Source organism: Chromatiales bacterium (assembly GCA_024234935.1).
Lineage (GTDB): Bacteria > Pseudomonadota > Gammaproteobacteria > Steroidobacterales.
This window is the reverse complement of record JACKNI010000005.1, coordinates 164,859-185,244: the sequence shown is the minus strand read 5'-3', so window position 1 is coordinate 185,244 and position 20,386 is coordinate 164,859. Positions and strand designations below refer to the sequence as shown.

At 64.4% G+C, this 20,386-nt stretch carries 23 protein-coding genes; 1 reads left to right on the top strand and 22 read right to left on the bottom strand.

The window, feature by feature from the left end; genetic code table 11:
• Positions 1 to 3: 3 nt before the first annotated feature.
• The 10 genes from rng to H6979_11645 form a co-directional block, all read right to left on the bottom strand.
• Positions 4 to 1,470 (bottom strand): ribonuclease G, encoded by a 1,467-nt coding sequence (gene rng, locus H6979_11690; protein ID MCP5140504.1) that lies wholly within the window; start codon positions 1,468 to 1,470, stop codon positions 4 to 6.
• Positions 1,463 to 2,068, bottom strand: coding sequence for a septum formation inhibitor Maf (gene maf, locus H6979_11685; GenBank protein MCP5140503.1), 606 nt, complete (start codon positions 2,066 to 2,068; stop codon positions 1,463 to 1,465). The genes rng and maf overlap by 8 nt, the downstream gene beginning before the upstream one ends.
• 17 nt (positions 2,069 to 2,085) lie before the next feature.
• Positions 2,086 to 2,556 (bottom strand): 23S rRNA (pseudouridine(1915)-N(3))-methyltransferase RlmH, encoded by a 471-nt coding sequence (rlmH, locus tag H6979_11680; protein MCP5140502.1) that lies wholly within the window; start codon positions 2,554 to 2,556, stop codon positions 2,086 to 2,088.
• A gap of 91 nt (positions 2,557 to 2,647) precedes the next feature.
• The gene (rsfS, locus tag H6979_11675) at positions 2,648 to 2,986 is read right to left on the bottom strand and encodes a ribosome silencing factor (GenBank protein ID MCP5140501.1); all 339 of its coding nucleotides are present in this window, start codon (positions 2,984 to 2,986) and stop codon (positions 2,648 to 2,650) included.
• A complete protein-coding gene (nadD, locus tag H6979_11670; GenBank protein ID MCP5140500.1) occupies positions 2,979 to 3,650 on the bottom strand; it encodes a nicotinate-nucleotide adenylyltransferase in 672 nt (223 codons plus the stop codon). Before nadD ends, rsfS begins: the two co-directional genes overlap by 8 nt.
• Positions 3,650 to 4,693 carry a DNA polymerase III subunit delta gene (locus H6979_11665; protein ID MCP5140499.1) on the bottom strand — a complete coding sequence of 348 codons (1,044 nt, stop codon included), beginning with the start codon at positions 4,691 to 4,693 and terminating at the stop codon, positions 3,650 to 3,652. The genes nadD and H6979_11665 overlap by 1 nt, the downstream gene beginning before the upstream one ends.
• A gap of 9 nt (positions 4,694 to 4,702) precedes the next feature.
• A complete protein-coding gene (locus tag H6979_11660) occupies positions 4,703 to 4,960 on the bottom strand; it encodes a Trm112 family protein (protein ID MCP5140498.1) in 258 nt (85 codons plus the stop codon).
• A 14-nt stretch (positions 4,961 to 4,974) separates the two neighbouring features.
• Positions 4,975 to 5,268: a membrane protein insertion efficiency factor YidD gene (gene yidD / locus H6979_11655; protein MCP5140497.1), complete on the bottom strand. Its 294-nt coding sequence runs from the start codon at positions 5,266 to 5,268 to the stop codon at positions 4,975 to 4,977.
• Positions 5,253 to 5,690, bottom strand: a complete 438-nt coding sequence (locus tag H6979_11650; protein ID MCP5140496.1) for a SufE family protein — start codon at positions 5,688 to 5,690, stop codon at positions 5,253 to 5,255. Before H6979_11650 ends, yidD begins: the two co-directional genes overlap by 16 nt.
• Complete coding sequence (locus H6979_11645; GenBank protein MCP5140495.1) at positions 5,687 to 7,063, bottom strand: cysteine--tRNA ligase; 1,377 nt, start codon at positions 7,061 to 7,063, stop codon at positions 5,687 to 5,689. The genes H6979_11650 and H6979_11645 overlap by 4 nt, the downstream gene beginning before the upstream one ends.
• Positions 7,064 to 7,141: 78 nt before the next feature.
• Here H6979_11645 and hisI point away from each other — a divergent pair, with 78 nt between their 5' ends.
• The gene (gene hisI, locus H6979_11640) at positions 7,142 to 7,630 is read left to right on the top strand and encodes a phosphoribosyl-AMP cyclohydrolase (protein ID MCP5140494.1); all 489 of its coding nucleotides are present in this window, start codon (positions 7,142 to 7,144) and stop codon (positions 7,628 to 7,630) included.
• Positions 7,631 to 7,689: 59 nt separating this feature from the next.
• Here the strand turns inward: hisI and mtgA are convergent, their stop codons facing one another.
• The 12 genes from mtgA to ssb form a co-directional block, all read right to left on the bottom strand.
• A complete protein-coding gene (gene mtgA / locus H6979_11635) occupies positions 7,690 to 8,394 on the bottom strand; it encodes a monofunctional biosynthetic peptidoglycan transglycosylase (GenBank protein ID MCP5140493.1) in 705 nt (234 codons plus the stop codon).
• A gap of 21 nt (positions 8,395 to 8,415) precedes the next feature.
• Positions 8,416 to 8,928 carry a hypothetical protein gene (locus tag H6979_11630; GenBank protein MCP5140492.1) on the bottom strand — a complete coding sequence of 171 codons (513 nt, stop codon included), beginning with the start codon at positions 8,926 to 8,928 and terminating at the stop codon, positions 8,416 to 8,418.
• On the bottom strand, positions 8,915 to 11,545 hold the full coding sequence (locus tag H6979_11625) for a leucine--tRNA ligase (GenBank protein MCP5140491.1): 2,631 nt from the start codon (positions 11,543 to 11,545) through the stop codon (positions 8,915 to 8,917). The genes H6979_11630 and H6979_11625 overlap by 14 nt, the downstream gene beginning before the upstream one ends.
• A gap of 55 nt (positions 11,546 to 11,600) precedes the next feature.
• A complete protein-coding gene (locus tag H6979_11620) occupies positions 11,601 to 12,038 on the bottom strand; it encodes a hypothetical protein (protein MCP5140490.1) in 438 nt (145 codons plus the stop codon).
• Positions 12,039 to 12,120: 82 nt separating this feature from the next.
• The gene (locus tag H6979_11615; protein ID MCP5140489.1) at positions 12,121 to 12,606 is read right to left on the bottom strand and encodes a cytochrome b/b6 domain-containing protein; all 486 of its coding nucleotides are present in this window, start codon (positions 12,604 to 12,606) and stop codon (positions 12,121 to 12,123) included.
• 91 nt (positions 12,607 to 12,697) lie between these two features.
• Complete coding sequence (gene lnt / locus H6979_11610) at positions 12,698 to 14,206, bottom strand: apolipoprotein N-acyltransferase (protein ID MCP5140488.1); 1,509 nt, start codon at positions 14,204 to 14,206, stop codon at positions 12,698 to 12,700.
• An 18-nt stretch (positions 14,207 to 14,224) separates the two neighbouring features.
• Positions 14,225 to 15,097: a CBS domain-containing protein gene (locus H6979_11605; protein ID MCP5140487.1), complete on the bottom strand. Its 873-nt coding sequence runs from the start codon at positions 15,095 to 15,097 to the stop codon at positions 14,225 to 14,227.
• Between the two features lie 12 nt (positions 15,098 to 15,109).
• Positions 15,110 to 15,703 carry an rRNA maturation RNase YbeY gene (gene ybeY / locus H6979_11600; GenBank protein ID MCP5140486.1) on the bottom strand — a complete coding sequence of 198 codons (594 nt, stop codon included), beginning with the start codon at positions 15,701 to 15,703 and terminating at the stop codon, positions 15,110 to 15,112.
• Entirely contained in the window at positions 15,615 to 16,646 is a 1,032-nt protein-coding gene (locus tag H6979_11595; GenBank protein MCP5140485.1) for a PhoH family protein, read from the bottom strand. The genes ybeY and H6979_11595 overlap by 89 nt, the downstream gene beginning before the upstream one ends.
• Before the next feature lie 15 nt (positions 16,647 to 16,661).
• Positions 16,662 to 18,002 carry a tRNA (N6-isopentenyl adenosine(37)-C2)-methylthiotransferase MiaB gene (gene miaB / locus H6979_11590; protein ID MCP5140484.1) on the bottom strand — a complete coding sequence of 447 codons (1,341 nt, stop codon included), beginning with the start codon at positions 18,000 to 18,002 and terminating at the stop codon, positions 16,662 to 16,664.
• A 19-nt stretch (positions 18,003 to 18,021) separates the two neighbouring features.
• On the bottom strand, positions 18,022 to 19,734 hold the full coding sequence (locus tag H6979_11585; GenBank protein ID MCP5140483.1) for a bifunctional sulfate adenylyltransferase/adenylylsulfate kinase: 1,713 nt from the start codon (positions 19,732 to 19,734) through the stop codon (positions 18,022 to 18,024).
• Positions 19,735 to 19,855: 121 nt separating this feature from the next.
• Entirely contained in the window at positions 19,856 to 20,344 is a 489-nt protein-coding gene (gene ssb, locus H6979_11580; protein ID MCP5140482.1) for a single-stranded DNA-binding protein, read from the bottom strand.
• Positions 20,345 to 20,386: the final 42 nt, after the last annotated feature.

Here is a 20,386-nt window from a genome sequence, read left to right as displayed (position 1 = left end):
GGCCTAAACGAGGACCACATCGAACTGGTCTGGCGCATACAGGCCTTCTGTCTGCAGACGGATCGACTTGCCGGTGCGCTCCTCGAGTTCGGCGATGCTGGCCGCCTCTTCATCCAGCAGCAGCTCGATCACATCCGGCTGCGCCAGTACGACGTATTCCTTGAAATTGAACTGGCCGTGCTGGCGCAGGATCTCGCGAAAAATCTCGTAGCACACCGTTTCCGCGGTCTTTACCTGGCCGCGGCCATCGCAGGTGGGACATGGCTTGCACATCAGCCGCTCCAGGCTTTCGCGCGTGCGCTTGCGGGTCATGGCCACCAGGCCCAGCGGCGATTCGCTGGCGATCTGCGCGCGGCCGTGGTCACCGGCCAGCGAGGCCACGAGCGCATCCATGACCTGGCGACGATGGGCCGCCTCGAGCATGTCGATGAAGTCGATGATGATGATCCCGCCCAGATTGCGCAGCCGCAACTGGCGCGCAATCGTCACCGAGGCTTCGAGATTGGTGCGGAAAATGGTCTCTTCCAGATTGCGATGACCGACATAGGCGCCCGTGTTGACGTCCACGGTGGTCAGCGCCTCGGTCTGGTCGATGATCAGGTAGCCGCCGGACTTGAGCTCCACCTTGCGCTCGAGCGCCTTGCGGATATCGTCCTCGACACCGAACAGGTCGAAGACCGGGCGCGGGCCGGTATAGAGTTCGATGCGCGGTACGAGCTCCGGCATGAAGGTGCCGGCAAACTCGACCAGCTGCCCGCAGGCCTTCGGCGCATCGATACGCACGTGCTCGGTCTGTGGTCCGGCACGGTCGCGCAGCACGCGCATTGCCAGCGGCAGGTCCTCATGCACCAGCGCCGGCACACTGGCCTGCTGTGCTCGGGTTGCAACCAGCTCCCACAGCCGGCGCAGGAACAGGAGATCGGCGCGCAGCGACTCGCTGTCCAGCCCTTCGGCCGCCGTGCGCACGATGCAGCCGCAAGTCGTACCGGAATCGGCGAGCACTTCAGTCATCACCGCCTTCAGGCGCGCACGTTCGCTTTCTTCTTCAATGCGTCCGGACACGCCCAGGCTGGTCTCGTTTGGCAGCAGCACCAGATAACGCGAGGGCAAGGTAATGAAGGTCGTCAGACGCGCACCCTTGCTGCCCAGCTGGTCTTTCGCCACCTGTACCAGAATCGTATCGCCCTCGCGCAGCAGCTGGCGGATGTTCGGTTCTTCGCTGGCCGCCGGGGCGGCACCATTCGGCGGCTGTATATCGGAAGCGTGCAGAAACCCGGTGCGCGACATGCCGATGTCGATGAACGCCGCCTGCATGCCGGGCAACACGCGCATCACCTTGCCCTTGTAGATGTTGCCGGTCAGCCCGCGACGGGACGTGCGCTCGATGAAGATCTCCTGCAGCGCGCCATTCTCGACCACTGCCGCGCGGACCTCGCGCGCCGTCACGTTGATGAGGATCTCGTCACTCACCGTCAGCAGTCCTCTCAAGCAGCGGGCCGCTGAAGGTTTCGAGCAGCCGCGCCGTTTCAAACAGCGGCAGGCCCATGACGCCCGAGTAGCTGCCCTTCAGCGCGGATATGAACAGCGCACCCAGACCCTGGATACCGTAGCCACCCGCCTTGTCGGCCGGTTCGCCACTGCGCCAGTATGCGGCTGCCTCGTTGGCGTCGATCGCGCGAAAGCTCACCTCGCTCCGGCTCAGTTCGACGCGCTCGCGCCCGGCATCGGCGATCGCGACGGCGGTCCAGACCTCATGCGTGCGACCGCCGAGACGGGTGAGCATCCGTACTGCATCCGCTTCGTCCACTGGTTTGCCGAACAGCTCGGTGCCGAGCGCCACCGCCGTGTCAGCCGCCACCACCGGGGCATTGCGCGTGCGCGGCAGTTCGAGTCCCGCGCGGGCCTTCGCCGCTGCCAGCCGGCACACCAGATCATCGGCGCCCTCGCCCGGGCGCGGCGTTTCGTCGACCGCCACGCGCAGAACCTCGCAGGCGATACCGAGCTGGGCGAGCAACTCACGCCGGCGCGGCGACCCTGACGCAAGATAGACAAAAGCCCTGGTAGTCACCACATTCAAACCCTTGCTCAGACCTTGTGATAGGGGTGGCCCTGCAGAATGGTCCACGCCCGGTACAACTGCTCGACAACGATCACGCGCACCATGCCGTGCGGAAAAGTCAGCGCCGACAGCGACCAGCTCTGGTTGGCGCGCTTGCGTACTTCATCGGCCAGGCCTTCGGGCCCGCCGATGACCAGCGCGACAGCACTTTCCTCAAGCTGCCAGCGGACCAGCTGCCGCGACAACTCTACCGAGGACCAGGGCTTGCCTCGCTCATCCAGCGTAATCACGAACTCACCCGGTTTCAGGCGTTGCAGGATGCGCTGTCCTTCCTTGGCCCTGGCGACGGCGGGGTCACCCCCCGAGGAGCGCAGCGACAACGGGATCTCGACGAGTTCCGGCTTCAGGTGCGCCGGCAAGCGCTCCAGGTAGGTATCAACGCCCGCACGAACCCAGTCATCGGGGCGGCTGCCGATTGCCAGAATTCTTGTTTTCATGCTGCGCGGGTCCGGTAGCCCCGCCTCCGGCAGGGGTGAGGATGATACACGGCGCCACGCTCCGGCTGGACTGGCAGTAAGCTGGCGGCGCTCAGGCGGTTGCTGCGCTTTCCATGTCCCAAAGGCTTTCCAGCTTGTAGAAATCACGGGCGCGGGGCTGCATGACGTGGACCACCACATCGGCCAGGTCCACGAGAACCCACTCGCCGCTACCCGTCCCTTCAACGCCCAGCGCCGGGACCCCGGCCGCATCGGCCTGCTGGACCAGCCACTCGGCAATCGACCGGACGTGGCGGTCGGAGGTGCCACTGGCCACGATCATGTAGTCCGTAATCGCGGTCTGCCGACGCACGTCCAGCACCCGGACATCGCGGGCTTTCAGTTCTTCAAGGGCTGTGGTCGCCAGACTCAGGAGCTTCTTGCTATGCACGAGATTGCACCTCCTTTGGGCGCAGATAAATACGATTGGTCTGTATGAGTTCCCGGACCCTGTCCGGAACGAGGAAACGGGGATCGCCGCCGGCGGCGACCAGGCTGCGGATCGACGAGGACGCGATCTCCAGCTGGGTTACCTGTCTCAGCAGGATGCCACCGGCCGGTGCCGCAGCAAGTGCAGTGGCCTCATGCAGCTGCCGGTCCGCATAGAGTTGCCCGAGTTCACCATCGAACTGCTGCGTCCAGCCGGGGCGCTGCACCACGACGATGTGGGCCAGATCCGGAATCTCGCGCCAGCGATGCCACGTGGGCAGCCCGAGAAAGGCATCCATGCCGAGGATCAGGACCAGCGATCTTTGCGGCTGGCTGGCACGCAGGGCGACCAGCGTATCGACCGTGTACGAGGGTCCTTCGCGGCGCAGTTCGCAGTCATCGACCACGAAGCCGGGTTGCCCGGCTATGGCCGCTTCAAGCATGTGCAGACGCAGCGGCCCCGGAGCAACAGCTGGTCCGCGATGCGGCGGCAGGCGGCTGGGGATGAATCGGACTTCGGCGAGGCCCAGACCGGTCAGGAGTTCCCAGGCGGTGCGCAGATGTCCGACATGCACCGGATCGAAAGAACCACCGAGCAGACCGACTGGCGCTGGCAAAAGTCCCATCAGCCGAGTTCGGCCGGCGACAGCGGCTCACCCGCCAGTGCCAGCGTGAGTTCAAGCAGGGCGTTCCAGGTTTCACCCCGGCGTACGCCCTTGACGATCTGGTCGGCATCGCCGGCCATGCCGAGCAGGCGGCGCAGCGACGAAGGCTTCCGGCCACGCAGCGCCCGCGCATAGACGCTGACACGCGACTTCCAGACACCGGTTGCCTGTACCGCCTGTTCTAGCGGCATGTCACCACCAGCGCGCGCACCGGCATCCACCAGCACCAGTACTTCGCGGACCAGCGCCCAAAGGACCAGTGGCGCAGCCACGCCCTCTTCGCGCAGACCGTTGAGGATGCGAACAGCGCGTGGCGTATCGCCGGCCAGCGCGGCATCGCCCAGCTGAAAGACATCAAAGCGTGCGCCGTCGGCCACCGCAGCCTGAATCTGCGCCACGCTCAATTGCGCGCCCTCCGGATACAGCAGACCGAGCTTGTCGATCTCCTGCTGTGCGGCCAGCAGATTGCCTTCCACACGGGCCGCCAGCAGCTCGGCACCTTCATCATCGCAGCTGAGCCGCAGGGCCTTCAGTCGCCGGCCGATCCAGTGCGGCAGTTCAGTCGCTGAGGGCGGATGGAGATCGACGGACACGCCGTCTTTCCTGAGGGCCTTGACCCAGGCCGAATCGGCAATCTTGCTGGTCAGCTTCGGCGTGACCACCGCGACGACGTTGCCTTCAGCCGGTCGCGCAGCCAGTTCGCGCAGGGCGCGCGAGCCTTCGTCGCCGGGCGCCGCCGTCGGCAGCCGCAGCACGATCAGCTTGCCGGCGGAAAACAGTGAGCGAACGCTGAGCGAGGCCACCAGGGCGGGCCAGTCGAAGCCACGCTCGACAGTGAAGGATTCACGTTCATCGCAGCCCTGGCGGAGCGCGGCGGTACGCAGCGCATCGAGCGCTTCATTGACCAGCAGTGGCTCGTCACCGGAAAACAGGTAACAGGCTGACAGGCTCCCGCCCGGCGGGGCAGAAAGATGTGCGCCCAACCGCTCAGCACGCAGCTGCATGCACTACCGTCACTCGCCGAGCTGTTTCCAGTCAATCGACTCCTCTTCGAGCAGAATCGGAATCCCCTCACGCACGGGATAGACCAGCCGTCCGTCGCGGGTCACCAGGGCTTCAGTGAGTTGCTCGCCAACAGGGCTCTCGGATCGGGCCCGGACATTGCCGGTTTCGATCGCCGAGTTGAGCCGCGCGAGACGCGTTCCGTCCAGCAGCTGCAGGGGCAGCTTGGTGAGCGGGCAGCAGATGATGTCCAGGAGTTTTTTGTCCATTCGATACGCCAAAACTATAGCACAGGGGTGCGCGGCTCCCGCGCACGACCCCAGGCGACATAATGCTCGGGTACCGGATCAGATCCGCCCTCTGCCCAGGGGTGACAGCGTCCGATGCGGCGCAGCCCGAGCCAGCTGCCACGCATCAGTCCGAAGCGAACAATGGCCTCGGCGGTATAGCTCGAGCAGGTCGGGAAGTAACGGCAGCGCGGACCCAGCCAGGGCGACAGGATCAGCTGGTAGCCGCGGATCAGCCCGATTGCGGCCCGGGTCGGCAGACCGTGCCGGGCTTTCAGCTCGCCGCACATACGGCTGCTGCACGGCGTATGGCACCGATCATCGAATGCAGGCCATTGCTGCGCGTCGGGCTCAGGTGCTGGTCGAGGCCGATCGCGCTGATGAAGTCCGGCGGCGTATCGAGGATCTCCTGCGCCCGCCGGCCGTTATAGATGCGCATCAGGATCGCGATCAGCCCGGAGACGATCGCCGAATCACTGACGGCCTGAAAGGCGAGCCGGTCGCCCTCGACATGCGTGACCAGCCAGACCTGCGACTGGCAGCCCTGGATCTTGTGCGCCTCGGTTTTTTCAGCCTCGGGGAATGGCGGCAACTGCCGGCCCATGTCGATGATGTACTGGTAGCGGTCCACCCAGTTGTCGAACAGCGCGAAGTCACCGATCAGCTCCTGCTGCGCCTCGGTGATCGACTGGTCCTGTTCTGCCGTACTCATCCGGCGCTCCGCCGCCAGCGCGTGCCCTCGGCGCCGTCTTCGATCAGGATGCCGGCTTCGACCAGTTCGTCGCGGATCTGGTCCGCCAGCCTGAAGTCGCGACTCGCGCGTGCCGCACGCCGTGCCGCGAGCATGGTCTCGATCTGCTCGGCCGACAGGCCATCGCTGACTTCGGTCATGAACCAGGCGTTCGGGTCGGTGCCGAGCAAGCCGAGCAACGCGGCACTCGCACGCAGACGGGCCGCGAGTGCGGCACGCTCGGCCGGGTCAGTGCTGCGATTGGCATCGCGGGCGAGGTTGAAGAGCACGGCCAGTGCCTGCGGCGTGTTCAGGTCGTCGTCGAGCGCGGCGATGAAGTCGGGATCGGGTGCGGATTCGAGCGCCTGCCAGCCTTCCACATCGCGCAGCGCGCCGTAGAGGCGATCGAGCTTGCGCTGCGCCTCGGGCAGCACCTCGCTGGTCCAGTCCAGCGGCTGCCGGTAGTGCGCCGCCAGCAGTGCGAGCCTGATCGCCTCGCCAGGCGCCTGCTCGAGCAGATTGCGCACCAGCAGCACATTGCCGAGCGACTTCGACATCTTGGTGTGGTCCACATTGACGAAACCGTTGTGCAGCCAGTACCGGGCAAACAGCGCGCCGCCGTTCGCGCAGCTGCTCTGTGCGATCTCGTTCTCGTGGTGCGGAAATATCAGGTCGTTGCCGCCACCGTGTATGTCGATGGTGGGACCGAGATGCTCGGCGACCATTGCCGAGCACTCGATGTGCCAGCCGGGCCGGCCGCGCCCCCACGGGCTGTCCCAGCCCGGCAGATCGGGCGTGGACGGCTTCCACAGCACGAAATCCCCGGCGCCTTCCTTGTAGGGCGCCACTTCCACCCGTGCGCCAGCCAGCAGCTCGCGCTGATCGCGCCGCGACAGCGCACCGTAGTCGGCATAGGAAGCGACGCGAAACAGCACATGCCCCTCCGCGGTATAGGCATGGCCACTGTCGATCAGGCCGCTGATCATGCGAATGATGCTGGCCAGATGCTCCGTGGCCCGCGGCTCGATGTCCGGCGGCAGGACGCCAAGCGCCCGCATGTCGGCATGGTAGGCCGTGGCATACCGGGCGGCGATCTCGCCGATAGGCACTCCCTCCTCGGCTGCGGCCCGGTTGATCTTGTCATCGATGTCGGTGATGTTGCGCGCGTAGGTCAGCTGATAACGCGTACGCAGCAAGCGGGCCAGCACATCGAAAACCACGGCCGGCCGCGCATTGCCGATATGCGGAAAGCTGTAAACGGTCGGGCCACAGACGTACATGGTCACCCGCCCCGGCTGCAACGGGGCAAAAGGCTCTTTTTGGCGCGTGCGCGTGTTGTACAGGCTGAGAGTCATGGGCAGGACCGTGCGGAAGGCTGGCTATAATACCAAGCTGGTCCTGTCCGCAGGATCGTCCGCCCCGAGGAATATGAGATGAATCCGGCAGCACCCTTCGCCCCGCGCAAGACCGTCGAACAGGTCGAGGAAGGCCACGACCTGGCGCCCAAATTTGACGCACAGGGCCTGATCACCGCCGTCACCACTGATTACGCCAGTGGAGAGCTGCTGATGGTCGGCTACATGAATGCCGAGGCGCTGGGCCTCACCATCAGTACCGGCGAGGCCCACTACTGGAGCCGCAGCCGCCAGGTGCTGTGGCACAAGGGCGCCACCAGCGGGCTGGTGCAGAAGGTCCGCGAACTGCTGGTGGATGACGACCAGGACTGCATCTGGCTGCGCGTCGATGTCATCGGCGGGGCCAGCTGCCACGTCGGCTATCGCAGCTGCTTCTACCGGCGCATCCCGGGAGTCGGCAAAGGTGCCGGCGATGGCCGCCCCCTGCCGCTCGAATTCACCATGACTGAAAAGGTCTTTGACCCGGAAATCGTCTACCCCGGCCAGCCGAACCCCACCCAGCTCTGACCCGCCCGCGGCGCCATGCAAACCCGGCCACTGCCAGCCGGGAGTAGCGGGCAAAATCGTTATTGCCAGCGTGCGGCAGGCAGTTCGTCGCCGAGACGGCGGGCCTGCACCAGGATCCATGTCTGACGGGCGCGGACATGGAGCGAGGGATTGCGCACGCTGAACCGTTGCGGATTGGGCAGGACGGCGGCGAGCAACGCGGCTTCGGGCTCATTCAGGGACGCGGCGGGCTTGTTGTAGTACTGCCGGGCTGCGGCTTCGACACCGAACACATGCGGGCCGAACTGGGCAAGGTTCAGGTAGAGCTCGAGGATGCGCGCCTTGGGGCAGCAGATCTCCAGCCACATCGTGAACCATGCTTCCAGGCCCTTGCGCAACCAGCTTCGAGCGGGCCACAGCCAGAGATTCTTCGCCACCTGCTGGCTGATCGTCGATGCGCCGCGCACCTGCCTGCTGCGCCCGTTTCGCTGCCAGGCCTTGCGGATGGATTCGAAATCAAAACCCGAATGGTCCAGAAACTTCTGGTCCTCGGCAGCCATCACCGCCAGTGCGGCGCGGCGGCTGATCCTTGCGCGCGGCTGCCAGTCATAACGCACCCGCGCAGCCAGGCTCCCCTGCTCCACCAGGTTCTGCAGCATGAAACTCGAGGTGAGTGGTGGCAGCCAGCGCAAGGGCAGCACCAGCAGCAGGGTCAGCAACACGAAGCCCGCCACGGCAAGCAGCAGGAAACGCAGGATCCGGTGACGAAATCTGGCGCGGGCCATGCGCAGGATTGACCGGCCGGATCAGTTGATCGCGGCCAGGCGACGACTCACGAGCCCGACCATGTCGCGGCTGATCGTCTGCATGATGAGCTGTTCTTCATTGGCCTTGCCGAGCACCTGTGTTTCGTCGAAGGGATAGTCACGGGTCAGGAAGAGTTCTTCATGGGGAACGACCTCCTTGCCGTTCACCTCCACCGAGAATGTCACCCGGTAGTAGACCTCATATTCGGCTGGCACATTGCGCGCGGTCACCGTGAGCGTGCGGCGCCCGGTCTCGTCGCTGTGTATCCTGATGACGGTACGCGCCTCAGCCGGATCTGCGGTCAGCGTGATGTCGTTCCTGCGCAGGGTACTGACCAGTTCGCGATAGAACAGGCTGTAGCGGTCGCCGGTCTGGATATAGGTCACTGCCATATCGGCGGGAAATTCCGGCGCGGTGCGGAAATGGAAACCGCAGGCCGTCAGCCACAGCAGGCTGCAGCCGAGCAGCGCACGGCTGATGCCGCGTTTCAGACGGGTCTCAGACCACCACATTGACAAGCTTCCCGGGAACCACGATCACCTTGCGAACCGGCTGTCCGGCAACAAAGCGCTGCACGTTATCGTCGGCAAGCGCTGCTGCCCGGACCTCGGCCTCGCTGGCGCCAGTCGCTACTGTAACCCGTCCGCGCACCTTGCCGTTCACCTGAACGACGATCCCGACCGTGGCAGCAACGAGCGCAGCGGGATCTGGCTGCGGCCAGGGCTCGTCGATGATCGCACCCGCATGGCCGAGTACCCGCCAGAGCCGGTGACAGATGTGCGGAACGATCGGCGAGAGCATGAGCAGCGAGAGTTCCAGCGCCTCATGGATCACGGCGCGATCGGCCGGCGTCGCCGTTTCGGCGCGCACCACGCTGTTAAGCAGCTCCATCACCGCGGCGATCGCGGTGTTGAAGGTACGCCGGCGACCGATGTCATCGCTGACTTTTGCAAGTGTCTGGTGCACCTGGCGGCGCAACGCACGCTGCGGCTCGGTGAGCGCGGCGGCATCCACCTTGCCGGCCGGACCGCCAGCCGCATGACCATGGACCGCTTTCCAGACCCGCCTGAGAAAACGTGAGGCACCCTGCACGCCTTCGTCCGACCACTCAAGCGACTGCTCGGGCGGCGCGGTAAACATCGTGAAGAGCCGCGCGGTATCCGCACCCAGCGTATCGACGAGCGCCTGCGGGTCCACGCCGTTATTGCGCGATTTCGACATCGTGCCGATGCCGCTGGTCTGCACCGGCTCACCGTCGGCAATCAGCACATGACCCGGCTGGCCGGACGCGTCTTCGCGTACTTCGACTTCGGTCGGATTGAAGTAAGCCAGTCGCCCGGTATCGGTCTTGCGGAAGTAGATGTTGTTCAGCACCATGCCCTGCGTGAGCAGACGGGCGAAGGGCTCATCGAGCTGCAGCAGGCCGAGGTCGCGCATCGCGCGGGTCCAGAAGCGCGAATAGAGCAGGTGCAGGATGGCGTGCTCGATGCCGCCGATGTACTGGTCGACCGGCAGCCAGTAGCGCACCCGCTCGTCGACCATCGCCGCATGGTTGTCAGCGCAGGCAAAACGCAGGAAATACCACGACGAATCCACGAAGGTGTCCATGGTATCGGTTTCGCGCCGCGCCGCCTGGCCGCACTTCGGGCAACTGCAGTTGACGAAATCGGCGCGCTTGTTGAGCGGGTTGCCGCTGCCGTCCGGCACACAATCCACGGGCAGCACCACCGGCAGCTGATCGTCCGGCACCGGCACATCACCGCAGGCCGGGCAATGAATGATCGGAATCGGCGTGCCCCAGTAGCGCTGGCGTGAGATTCCCCAGTCGCGCAGCCGGAACTGCACGCGTTTCTTGCCCAGTCCCTTCTTTTCCAGCGCGGCCGCAATCGCATCAACCGCCGCCTGGAAATCCAGTCCGTCGAAGGCACCGGAGTTCATCGTTATGCCGTGCTCGGCGTATTCCGGTTGCCAGGGAGCCGTGGTATCGGTGCAAGCGCCGGTCGCCGGGCGGATCACGCAACGGATCGGCAGCGCGTACTTCGTCGCAAACTCGAAGTCTCGTTCGTCATGCGCTGGCACGGCCATCACCGCGCCCTCGCCGTAGCCCATCAGCACATAGTTGGCGACCCAGACCTCGAGCTCGGCACCCGACAGCGGGTGGATCACGTGCAGACCGGTCGGCATGCCGCACTTCTCGGCGGTAGCGAGATCGGCCTCCATCACGCTGCCGCTCTTGCACTCATCGATGAAAGCCGCGAGTTGTGGCTTGTTGCGCGCCGCGGCCGTAGCCAGCGGATGCTCGGCCGCCACCGCACAGTAAGTTGCACCCAGCAGGGTATCCGCGCGGGTCGTAAATACTTTCAGCGCGCCGTCTGCGCTGGCGGCCGCACGCGCCGAGTCGGCATAAGGGAAGGCGATTTCCACGCCCTCGCTGCGGCCGATCCAGTTGGCCTGCATCAGCCGCACCCGCTCCGGCCACTCGGACAGCGTGTCCAGCGCTTCCAGCAGCTCATCGGCATAGGCGGTGATGCGCATGTAGTACATCGGGATCTCGCGCTTCTCGACCACCGCACCGGTGCGCCAGCCGCGCCCGTCGATCACCTGCTCGTTGGCGAGCACGGTCTGGTCGAGGGGATCCCAGTTCACGGTGCCGGTCTTCTGGTAGACGATGCCCTTCTCGAGCAGCTTCAGGAACAGCCACTGGTTCCAGCGGTAGTACTCCGGCTGGCAGGTGGCGAACTCGCGGTCCCAGTCGATGCCGAAGCCGAGCGAGCGCAGTTGCTTGCGCATGTAGGCGATGTTGTCCCAGGTCCATGTCGCCGGCGCCACGCCCTGGGCCATCGCCGCGTTCTCCGCCGGCAGGCCAAAGGCATCCCAGCCCATCGGCTGCAGCACGTTCCTGCCGAGCATGCGCTGGTGCCGTGCGATCACGTCGCCGATCGTGTAGTTGCGCACATGGCCCATGTGCAGCCGGCCACTCGGATAAGGGAACATCGACAGGCAATAGAACTTCTCGCGGGCAGGATCCTCCTGCGCACGAAAACTGCCCTGCTCCGCCCACCAGCGCTGGGCCTCGGCCTCGACGTCCTGGGGGTTGTAGGGGGTCTCGCTACGGGGTGCTTCGTTCACGGATACGGTGCTTGCAAGTTATCGAAAATGGCTGGCAAGGATACACCGGCACCATTCAGCTGACGCTATCGCCCCCGCACTCGAGGAACACATCTTCCACCGGATAGCCGAAGAAGGTATGGAAGCGCACCTGCGCGGTGTATTCGCGCATGACGGCCGCATCGGGATCCGCGGAAGTCTTGCCAAGAGCAGGCCGGCGGACCTTGTCATTCGATGACGGCAGGGAAGCCGAACTGGCCGCTTTCAGGCAGTGTCCGGGCTTGAAGGTAACCGCCACCACGCGCCCGGCAGGTGCAACGAGGCGTTGAAACGCACTGTCCCGGTGCCGCTGAGCCATGTCGTAGGCGTTCCTGGCCACCTTGTAGGCAAGCGGATCGCCGCGAAAGCTCTCGATGCCGTCGTCAATTACCAGGCGGCCGACGGTGATGCTGAGCAGTGGCAATACCACCACACTGACGAGCAGAAAACCCAGCGCAAGCAGCAGAATTCGCATCAGGCACCCGAGACCGGTTTTGCGTTGGCGTCGTGCGAGCGCCAGCCGGCAGTCCGGACCGGCGCCAACGAGCAGCGCCCGCTCAGGTAAACAGCACCCTCAACCGGTCAGCGCCATGCGTGAGCACGAGGACGATGAGCGCGACTGCGAGCCAGGTGTGCATGTCGAAGAACAGTGCGCGCAACACCGGGTTGCTGTCCGCAAGGGACGAAATATCGACGAAGCCGAATGCCTTCACGTCGTAGTCGTTGTACAGCGCCACACAAAAACCGAGCACCGGCTGTATCAGCAGCAAGGGATAGAAGATCCACTGCAGCACGATCGGCCAGCGCTTCCACCAGTTCGGCGGCGTGTAGAGGTTGTTCTTCTTGCGCCACCACCAGCGGATGATCATGAGCGTGAAGACCATGATCCCGACACCCGAGTGGATCGAGATGAGGATCTCTTTCACGTTCAGATCAAAGGTGGCGATCCGCCATCCGGACATCAGGTTGAAGCCGATAAACACACCGGCAATCCAGTGCAGCACCTTGGCGACAGTGTACTGGGAGGCTTTTGTTGAAGACATGGGCTGTGATCCTTGGGTCGACACTCGGAAACCTGGTGGAGAAGTTTAGTATGAATTCGGCCGGGGATGGCATCCCTGCCGCCCCTGCCGCCTAATCCGTCGATGCATTCCCGGGCCTGCGGCGGGACACGAAGGGCAACAATAACAGCAGCAGGCATGCGCCAAGTACCGGCGTATTGCCGAAGCGGACCCACGGGGTTGCACCGCTGAAGGGCTGCGCCGTTCCGGTCACGATCGCGACGCCGAACTGTTTGCCGCGCTCGATGACCCTGCCCTGCTCATCGATGATCGCCGTGATGCCGGTGTTCGTGCTGCGCAACATGTAGCGGCCGGTTTCGAGAGCGCGGAAGCGCGCCATCTGCAGGTGCTGGTGCGGCGCAATTGAATCGCCGAACCAGGCATCGTTGCTGACATTGACGAGCAACCCGGCGGCGGGCAGAAAGCTGCGCAATTCGGTGCCGAAGACGTCTTCGTAGCAGATGGTCGGCGCAAGTGCGACACCGGGCATCTGCAGGGGCAACTGGTGAGCCGGGCCCGCATCGATGTCCTGATAGGGCAGATTCATCATTCGCAACATGTTGCGAATGAAGTCCGGCACCGGGAAGTATTCGCCGAAAGGCACGAGGTGCCGCTTGTGATAGAGGCCTGCACCCTTGCCGATCATCAGCAGGGAGTTGTGGAAGGCCTTGGTGTCGAACTCGTAGGTGAGAATGCCGAGCACGATGGTCTGGTGGCGCGCCTTGGCGAGTTCGGCGAAGGCCGTGAGGTAGTCCTCGACTTCATGCGCGAGCGCCGGGATGGCGGCCTCGGGCCAGATGATGAGTTCCGGCTTGTCGAGACCGATGGTGAGCTTGCTGTACAGCGCCTGGGTGGACTCGAGTTCTTCAGCCAGCCACTTGCGGTCCTGCGTGATACCACCCTGCACCAGCGCAACCTGCAGCGGATCGCCATGCGGCGTGGTCCACTGCAGCTCGTCCAGCAACAGGGTGCCGGCGGCGATCAGGCCGATCACGAGCAGCCCGGCAAGTCGTGGGCGCAAGCTTCCGCCCGGCAACACGACGAGCGCACCGGCAATCAGCAGCACCAGCAGGGATATCCCGTGCACGCCGACCACCGGTGCCCAGACCGCGAGCGGCCCGTCGATCTGGCTGTAGCCGACGCTCAGCCAGGGAAAGCCGCCGAACAACCAGCCCCGCAGCCATTCGATGAGCGTCCATCCGGCCGGCAGGATGGCGAGACACTGCCAGGCGCGGGCGCGGCCCGGCACCAGGCTGCAGAGCAGGATCCAGACCGCGTGATAGAGCGACATGATGAGAATCAGCAGCAGCACGATGGCGCCGGCAATCGGCGGCGCCAGGCCGCCGAAATCGTGGATGCTGATGTAGAGCCAGTACGTGCCCGTGACGAAGGCACCGAAACCGAACACGAAGGCACGCCGCACACGCTCGCGGAGCGCCTGCCCATCGAGCAGCAGAAACAGTCCGGCAAACAGCAGCGGCGTAAGCCACCAGAGTGCAAAGGGAGCAAAGCCAAGCGGCAGACAGGCACCGCCGGCAAGCGCCAGCAAGAGTCCGCGACTGGTCAGCAGGCGACGGATCACCACGGGCTTGCGCTGGTATCAGGCTGCGGCAGTGTCGCCGTCTTCAGCAGCGGCCGCACGGCGCGTAACCTCGACGCTGTGGATACGGCGCCGGTCCGCCTGCAATACGCGGAACTGGAATTCACCGACGGTCACGGTTTCGCCCCGGCGTGGCAGGTGCCCCAGCGCATACATCACCAGTCCGCCAACCGTGTCGTAGTGCTCATCCTCCAGCGCAGTGCCAAAGAACTCGTTGAACTCTTCGATGCGGGTCAGCGCACGCAGGTGATAGCAGCCAGGGTCCTGCTGCTGGATCGGACCGGCCTCGGCTGCATCGAATTCATCGTCGATCTCGCCGACGATCTCCTCGAGCACGTCCTCGATGGTGATCAGCCCGGCGATGCCGCCATATTCATCGACCACCACGGCGAGGTGCTTGCGGCTCATGCGCAGCTCCTTGAGCAGCCGGTTGAGCCGTTTGCTTTCCGGAATGAAGGTCGCCGGACGCAGCCAGCGCGTGATATCGAAGGCCTGGTCGGGCGCTTCAACGAAGTAGCGCAACACGTCCTTGGCGAGCAGGATGCCAACCACTTCTTCGCGGTCGTTGCCGATCAGCGGGAACCGCGAGTGGCCACTCTCGACGATGGTCTTCAGTATTTCATCGCGCGAGGCATCACGTTCCAGCACCACCATCTGCGAGCGCGGCACCATCACATCGCGTACCTGCATCTCGGAAACCGCCAGCACACCCTCGAGCATCGCGAGTTCGTCGGCATCGAGCACCGTGCGGTCGTGCGCATCGCGCAACAGCTGGAGCAGGTCCTCGCGGGTGGCGGTATCGCCCCTGATTACCTGCCGCAGTCGGCCAAACCAGGTCCCGCCTGATCGTTCGTCGGTATCGTCGCCAGTCATGATGGCTGCATTCTACTTGGTTCCGGCACGAGCGTCGGTGACATAGGGGTCCGGAAAGCCCAGTCCCGCCAGCGCCGCGGTCTCCAGCCCCTCCATGCGCACCGTATCGGCCTCGCCGTCGTGCGTGTGGCCAAGCAGATGGAGGGTGCCATGCACGACCAGATGGGCGAGATGGGCGAGCGGCGCCTTGCCCTGCTCGGCCGCCTCGCGGACCACCACCGGCAGGCAGATCACCAGGTCGCCGAACTCTGCCGGCACATCATCCGGCAAACCGGCGGCAGCGAGATCAGGGGGTGGAAAGGCCAGCACATTGGTCGGCCCCGGTTTGTCGCGCCAGGTCTGGTTGAGCTCGGCGCCTTCATCCGCACCGACCAGCCTGATCGCCAGTTCGCCGTTGCGCCGGCTGCCGGTCGCCCGCATGGCGGCACAGACCCAGCGCTCGAAGTCGGCACCATCCGGCACCGGAGCCTCGCCCGTAGCAAGCTGCACGTCGATATCGACGCGTGGTCCCGGCGGTTCAGCCCCCACCGCGCCGCTCGTCTTCTTTCGGTGCAGCCGCCGTCTCGAAACGCTGATAGGCCTCGACGATGCGCTGCACGAGCGCATGGCGGACGACATCGCCCGCAGTGAAGTAGGTGAAATTGATCCCCACCACGCCCTGCAGGACCTGCGTTGCATGCCTGAGACCGGAAACCTGGTGCCTGGGCAGATCGATCTGGGTCAGGTCACCGGTAATCACGGCACACGAACCGAAGCCGAGCCGGGTTACCAGCATCTTCATCTGCTCGATGGAGGTGTTCTGCGCCTCGTCGAGGATCACGAAGCTCTCGTTGAGCGAGCGGCCGCGCATGAAAGCCAGCGGGGCCACTTCGATGATGTTGCGCTCGATCAGCCGTGCCACGCGGTCGAAGCCCATCATCTCGTAAAGCGCGTCGTACATCGGGCGCAGGTAGGGATCCACCTTCTGCGACATGTCGCCGGGCAGGAAGCCGAGCCGCTCGCCGGCCTCCACCGCCGGACGCACCAGCACGATGCGCCGTACGCGCTCCTCTTCCAGCGCCGCCACGGCGCTGGCCACCGCCAGATAGGTCTTGCCGGTACCGGCCGGACCGATACCGAAACACAGGTCATGGCTGCGGATCGCTTCGAGATAGGCGCGCTGATTGCTGCCGCGGGGCCGGATATGCAGGCGCCGCGTCTTCATGGTCAAACCGCCGTCATCTGCGGACCCGGCACTTTGCGCCGCCGCGTGCTCCATCAGGTTCTCCTGGATCGTCATGTGCAGGCGCTGTGCATCGACCGGCGCTGTTGCCGCCAGACGGAACAATTCGCGCAGGATACGGCTACCCGCTTCTACTGCAGCCGGCGCACCGCTGAGCCGGAAACGGTCGCCGCGATTGCTGATGAGGATATCGAGCCGCCGCTCGATCTGCCGCAGGTTTTCATCGAACTGGCCGGACAGGTTGGCGAGCGCCGCATTGTCAGGCGATTCGAGCAAAAGCTCCTGCGTTTCGGAAGCGGGTTCGGGGCTCGTTTCAGGACCAGGCATGTGTGTCGGCGGTCCTCAGGCCGCCACAGCAGAAGACACGAGCCGGCCGCGCAACGAATTGGCCATCGCTTCGGTGATCAGCAGGTCCACGAAGCGCCCGATGCGGTCCGGCGGCCCGTCAAAATTTACCCAGCGGTTGTTGCTGGTCTTGCCCGCGAGCTGGTGCGGATTCTTGCGCGATGGCCGTTCGACCAGCACTCGCTGCACGGTACCGATCATGTTACGGCTGATCGACCGTGAATGCGCGGTGATCTTCGCCTGAAGGACGGCAAGCCGGCGCAGCTTTTCTTCTTCGGGCACCGGGTCCGCGAGCGCCGCCGCCGGTGTGCCGGGCCGCGGGCTGTAGACAAAGCTGAAAGACTGGTCAAAGCCGATGGCCTCGATCAGCTGCATGGTGGCCGCGAAATCCTCGGCTGTCTCGCCGGGGAAACCAACGATCAGATCTGTCGAGATGCTGATATCCGGCCGTACTGCGCGCAGGGCACGGATCTTCTGCTCATATTCGGCAACCGTATGCCCGCGCTTCATCAGTGTGAGGATCCGGTCCGAGCCACTCTGCACCGGCAGATGCAGATGGTTGGCAAGCTTCGGCACGCGCGCATAGGCATCGATCAGGCGATCGTTGAACTCCCGCGGGTGCGAGGTGGTGAAACGGATTCGCCCGATGCCCTCGATCAGGGCGACATAGTTGATCAGCAGGGCGAGGTCTGCGAATTTCCCGTCGTGGGTGGGGCCGCGGAAACCGTTGACGTTCTGTCCGAGCAGCGTGACTTCCCGCACGCCCTGTGCCGCAAGCCCGGCGACCTCGGCAACCACATCGTCGAGCGGCCGGCTGACTTCTTCGCCGCGCGTATAAGGCACGACACAGAAGCTGCAATACTTGCTGCAGCCTTCCATGATCGACACGAAAGCCGTCGGACCGTCCGCCCGGGGCTCGGGCAGACGGTCGAATTTCTCGATCTCCGGGAAGCTCACATCGACCACGGCCCGACCGCGCGCGCGGATTTCGTCGATGAAGCCGGGCAGGCGATGCAGTGTCTGCGGGCCGAACACCATGTCGACGAAGGGTGCGCGGCTGCGAACCGCCTCGGCTTCCTGACTGGCGACGCAGCCACCGACGCCGATCAGCAAGCCGGGGCGCTGCTCCTTGAGTTCGCGCCAGACCCCGAGGTGCGAAAAAACCTTTTCCTGGGCCTTCTCGCGTATCGAGCAGGTGTTGAGCAGGAGCACGTCGGCCTCTTCAGGCCGATCGGTCGGTTCCATGCCATGACTGACGCGAAGCACGTCCAGCATGCGGCTGGAATCGTACTCGTTCATCTGGCACCCGAATGTCTTGATGTAAACCTTGCCCGGCATAGGCTGGACAGGCTATCACCTAGCGGATGAAGCCCATACTCTCCAGTTTCACCAGGATCCGGTGGGCGGCCTGGTCAGGGCTGATACCCTGCGTGTCGATCACCACTTCCGGATTCTCGGGCACCTCGTAAGGGTCTGAAATACCAGTGAATTCCTTGAGAATTCCGGCGCGCGCCTTGGCATAGAGGCCCTTGCGGTCACGCTGTTCGCAGACTTCGATCGGCGTGGACACATACACCTCGACGAAGCCACCGACCGGCTCGACGGACTGGCGCACCTTGCGCCGCGTCACCGTATAGGGCGCGATCGGCGCGCAGATGGCCACACCACCGTTCTTGGTGATCTCCGAAGCCACGTAGCCGATGCGCAGGATGTTGAGGTCGCGGTGCTCCTTGGAGAAGCCCAGCTCGCTCGACAGGTTCTTCCGTACCAGGTCGCCGTCGAGCAGCGTCACGCGACGACTGCCGTTTTCGAGCAGCTTGGAGAGCAGCGCCCGGGCCACGGCCGACTTGCCGGAGCCCGACAGGCCGGTAAAGAAGATCGTGAAGCCCTGCTTGTGGCGGGCCGGGTGGGTCTTGCGCAGTTCTTCGACCACCTTCGGGAAGGAGAACCACTCGGGAATGTCGAGCCCCTCGTTGAGGCGACGGCGGAATTCGGTACCGGAGATGTTCAGCACCTTTTCATCCTTGCCGACCTCATCAGCCGGGACGTACTGGGCGCGGTCTTCGATGTAGACCATCTCCTTGAACGGCACCATCGTGATGTCGAGTTCAGTCTCGTACTGCGCCATCAGTTCCTGCGCATCGTAGGGCCCGTAGAAGGGTTCGCCCTTCGAGTCGTTACCGGGACCGGCGTGGTCGCGGCCGACGATGAAGTGCGTGCAGCCGTAATTCTTGCGGACTATGGCGTGCCAGATCGCCTCACGCGGACCGGCCATGCGCATGGCCAGGTTCAATAGCGAGAGGGTCGTGGTCTGCTCCGGATATTGCTCGAGCACATGCTCGTAGCAACGCACTCGCGTGTAGTGATCCACGTCACCGGGCTTGGTCAGGCCGACGACCGGCTGGATCAGCAGGTTGGCCTCGCACTCGCGCGCGGCACGAAAGGTAAGCTCCTGGTGCGCACGATGCAGCGGATTGCGCGTCTGGAAGGCCACGACCTTGCGCCAGCCCAGCTTGCGGAAACGGCCACGCAGTTCAGCCGGCGAGTCGCGCCAGAGCTTGAAGTCGTAGTGGGTCGGCGGCTCGACGCCGCGCACCGTGCCGCCCACATACACGGGACCGGCCGTGTTCATGATGTAGTCCACGCCGGGATGCTTCTGATCCTCGGTGCCATAGACGGCCCAGGCTTCCTTGGCCTTGTCCGGGGTCCAGATGTCCTGGATCTGCAGCGTGGCGATCAGCACGCCCTCCTGGTCACGCAGCGCGATGGACTCGCCAACCTTGATGGTATCGGCAAAGGCCTTGCTGATATCGAGATTGATCGGTATCGACCAGATCACTCCGGACTTCAGGCGCATGTCACGCAACACATGCTCGTAGTCGTCCTTGCCAAGGAAACCTTCGAGGGGCGAGAACGCGCCGTTCAGGATCAGCTCCAGATCGCAGAGCTGCCGTTCGCTGAGATCCCAGGACTTGTATTTCTGTGCTGCCTTCTTCTCGGCTTCAGCCGCTGCTTCGCCAAGATAAAGCTGCTTGAGCTCGCCGCCGTGTGGTTCCTTGAACGCACCCATGGTCACTTATTCCTCTGAGTAAGGTTGTTATGTCGTTGTCCGGGTCTGGAAAAAAGATCGGCGCACCTAAAGTGCGCCGATCAGCATTCGTGCGGGGCATGCCCGCTTGGCGTCCGGGGTTCTAGAACGGTATGTCGTCATCGAACTCCGGTGAGTCGACTGTTGCAGCCGGGGCCTTCGCCTGGGGCTTTCGGGCCGGGCGCGAGCCCGACTCAGCACCGCCAAAACTGTCGCCCTCGTCCTGGGATCCACCGCCCATACCGCCACCGCCGCCGCGGCCACCGAGCATCTGCATCTGGTCGGCGATGATCTCGGTGCTGTAGTGGTCTTTTTGTTCCTTGTCCTGCCACTTGCGCGTACGCAGGCGGCCTTCGATATAAACCTGCGAGCCTTTTTTCAGGTATTCCGCCGAGATCTCGGCCAGCTTGCCGAACATGGCCACGCTGTGCCATTCGGTACGCTCCTGCTGCTCGCCGGTCTCCCGGTCCTTGAAACTCTCGGAGGTCGCAATGCGGAGATTGGTGACCGCCGAACCACTGGGCATATAGCGGGTTTCCGGATCCTTGCCGAGGTTGCCGATCAGGATCACCTTGTTGATGCCACGTGCCATATCGTTTCCAGCTATTGCCAACGTCGGAGGAGCCAAGAATAC

Excerpts from the sequence above, each read along its gene's own strand:
- rlmH (MCP5140502.1), bottom strand. The coding sequence starts at position 2,556 with ATGAAAACAAGAATTCTGGCAATCGGCAGCCGCCCCGATGACTGGGTT.
- nadD (MCP5140500.1), bottom strand. The coding sequence starts at position 3,650 with ATGGGACTTTTGCCAGCGCCAGTCGGTCTGCTCGGTGGTTCTTTCGAT.
- H6979_11665 (MCP5140499.1), bottom strand. The coding sequence starts at position 4,693 with ATGCAGCTGCGTGCTGAGCGGTTGGGCGCACATCTTTCTGCCCCGCCG.
- H6979_11660 (MCP5140498.1), bottom strand. The coding sequence starts at position 4,960 with ATGGACAAAAAACTCCTGGACATCATCTGCTGCCCGCTCACCAAGCTG.
- yidD (MCP5140497.1), bottom strand. The coding sequence starts at position 5,268 with ATGTGCGGCGAGCTGAAAGCCCGGCACGGTCTGCCGACCCGGGCCGCA.
- H6979_11650 (MCP5140496.1), bottom strand. The coding sequence starts at position 5,690 with ATGAGTACGGCAGAACAGGACCAGTCGATCACCGAGGCGCAGCAGGAG.
- H6979_11645 (MCP5140495.1), bottom strand. The coding sequence starts at position 7,063 with ATGACTCTCAGCCTGTACAACACGCGCACGCGCCAAAAAGAGCCTTTT.
- hisI (MCP5140494.1), top strand. The coding sequence starts at position 7,142 with ATGAATCCGGCAGCACCCTTCGCCCCGCGCAAGACCGTCGAACAGGTC.
- mtgA (MCP5140493.1), bottom strand. The coding sequence starts at position 8,394 with ATGGCCCGCGCCAGATTTCGTCACCGGATCCTGCGTTTCCTGCTGCTT.
- H6979_11630 (MCP5140492.1), bottom strand. The coding sequence starts at position 8,928 with ATGTGGTGGTCTGAGACCCGTCTGAAACGCGGCATCAGCCGTGCGCTG.
- H6979_11620 (MCP5140490.1), bottom strand. The coding sequence starts at position 12,038 with ATGCGAATTCTGCTGCTTGCGCTGGGTTTTCTGCTCGTCAGTGTGGTG.
- H6979_11615 (MCP5140489.1), bottom strand. The coding sequence starts at position 12,606 with ATGTCTTCAACAAAAGCCTCCCAGTACACTGTCGCCAAGGTGCTGCAC.
- H6979_11605 (MCP5140487.1), bottom strand. The coding sequence starts at position 15,097 with ATGACTGGCGACGATACCGACGAACGATCAGGCGGGACCTGGTTTGGC.
- ybeY (MCP5140486.1), bottom strand. The coding sequence starts at position 15,703 with ATGCGCTCGTGCAGCGCATCGTCGAGGCCTATCAGCGTTTCGAGACGG.
- H6979_11595 (MCP5140485.1), bottom strand. The coding sequence starts at position 16,646 with ATGCCTGGTCCTGAAACGAGCCCCGAACCCGCTTCCGAAACGCAGGAG.
- miaB (MCP5140484.1), bottom strand. The coding sequence starts at position 18,002 with ATGCCGGGCAAGGTTTACATCAAGACATTCGGGTGCCAGATGAACGAG.
- H6979_11585 (MCP5140483.1), bottom strand. The coding sequence starts at position 19,734 with ATGGGTGCGTTCAAGGAACCACACGGCGGCGAGCTCAAGCAGCTTTAT.
- ssb (MCP5140482.1), bottom strand. The coding sequence starts at position 20,344 with ATGGCACGTGGCATCAACAAGGTGATCCTGATCGGCAACCTCGGCAAG.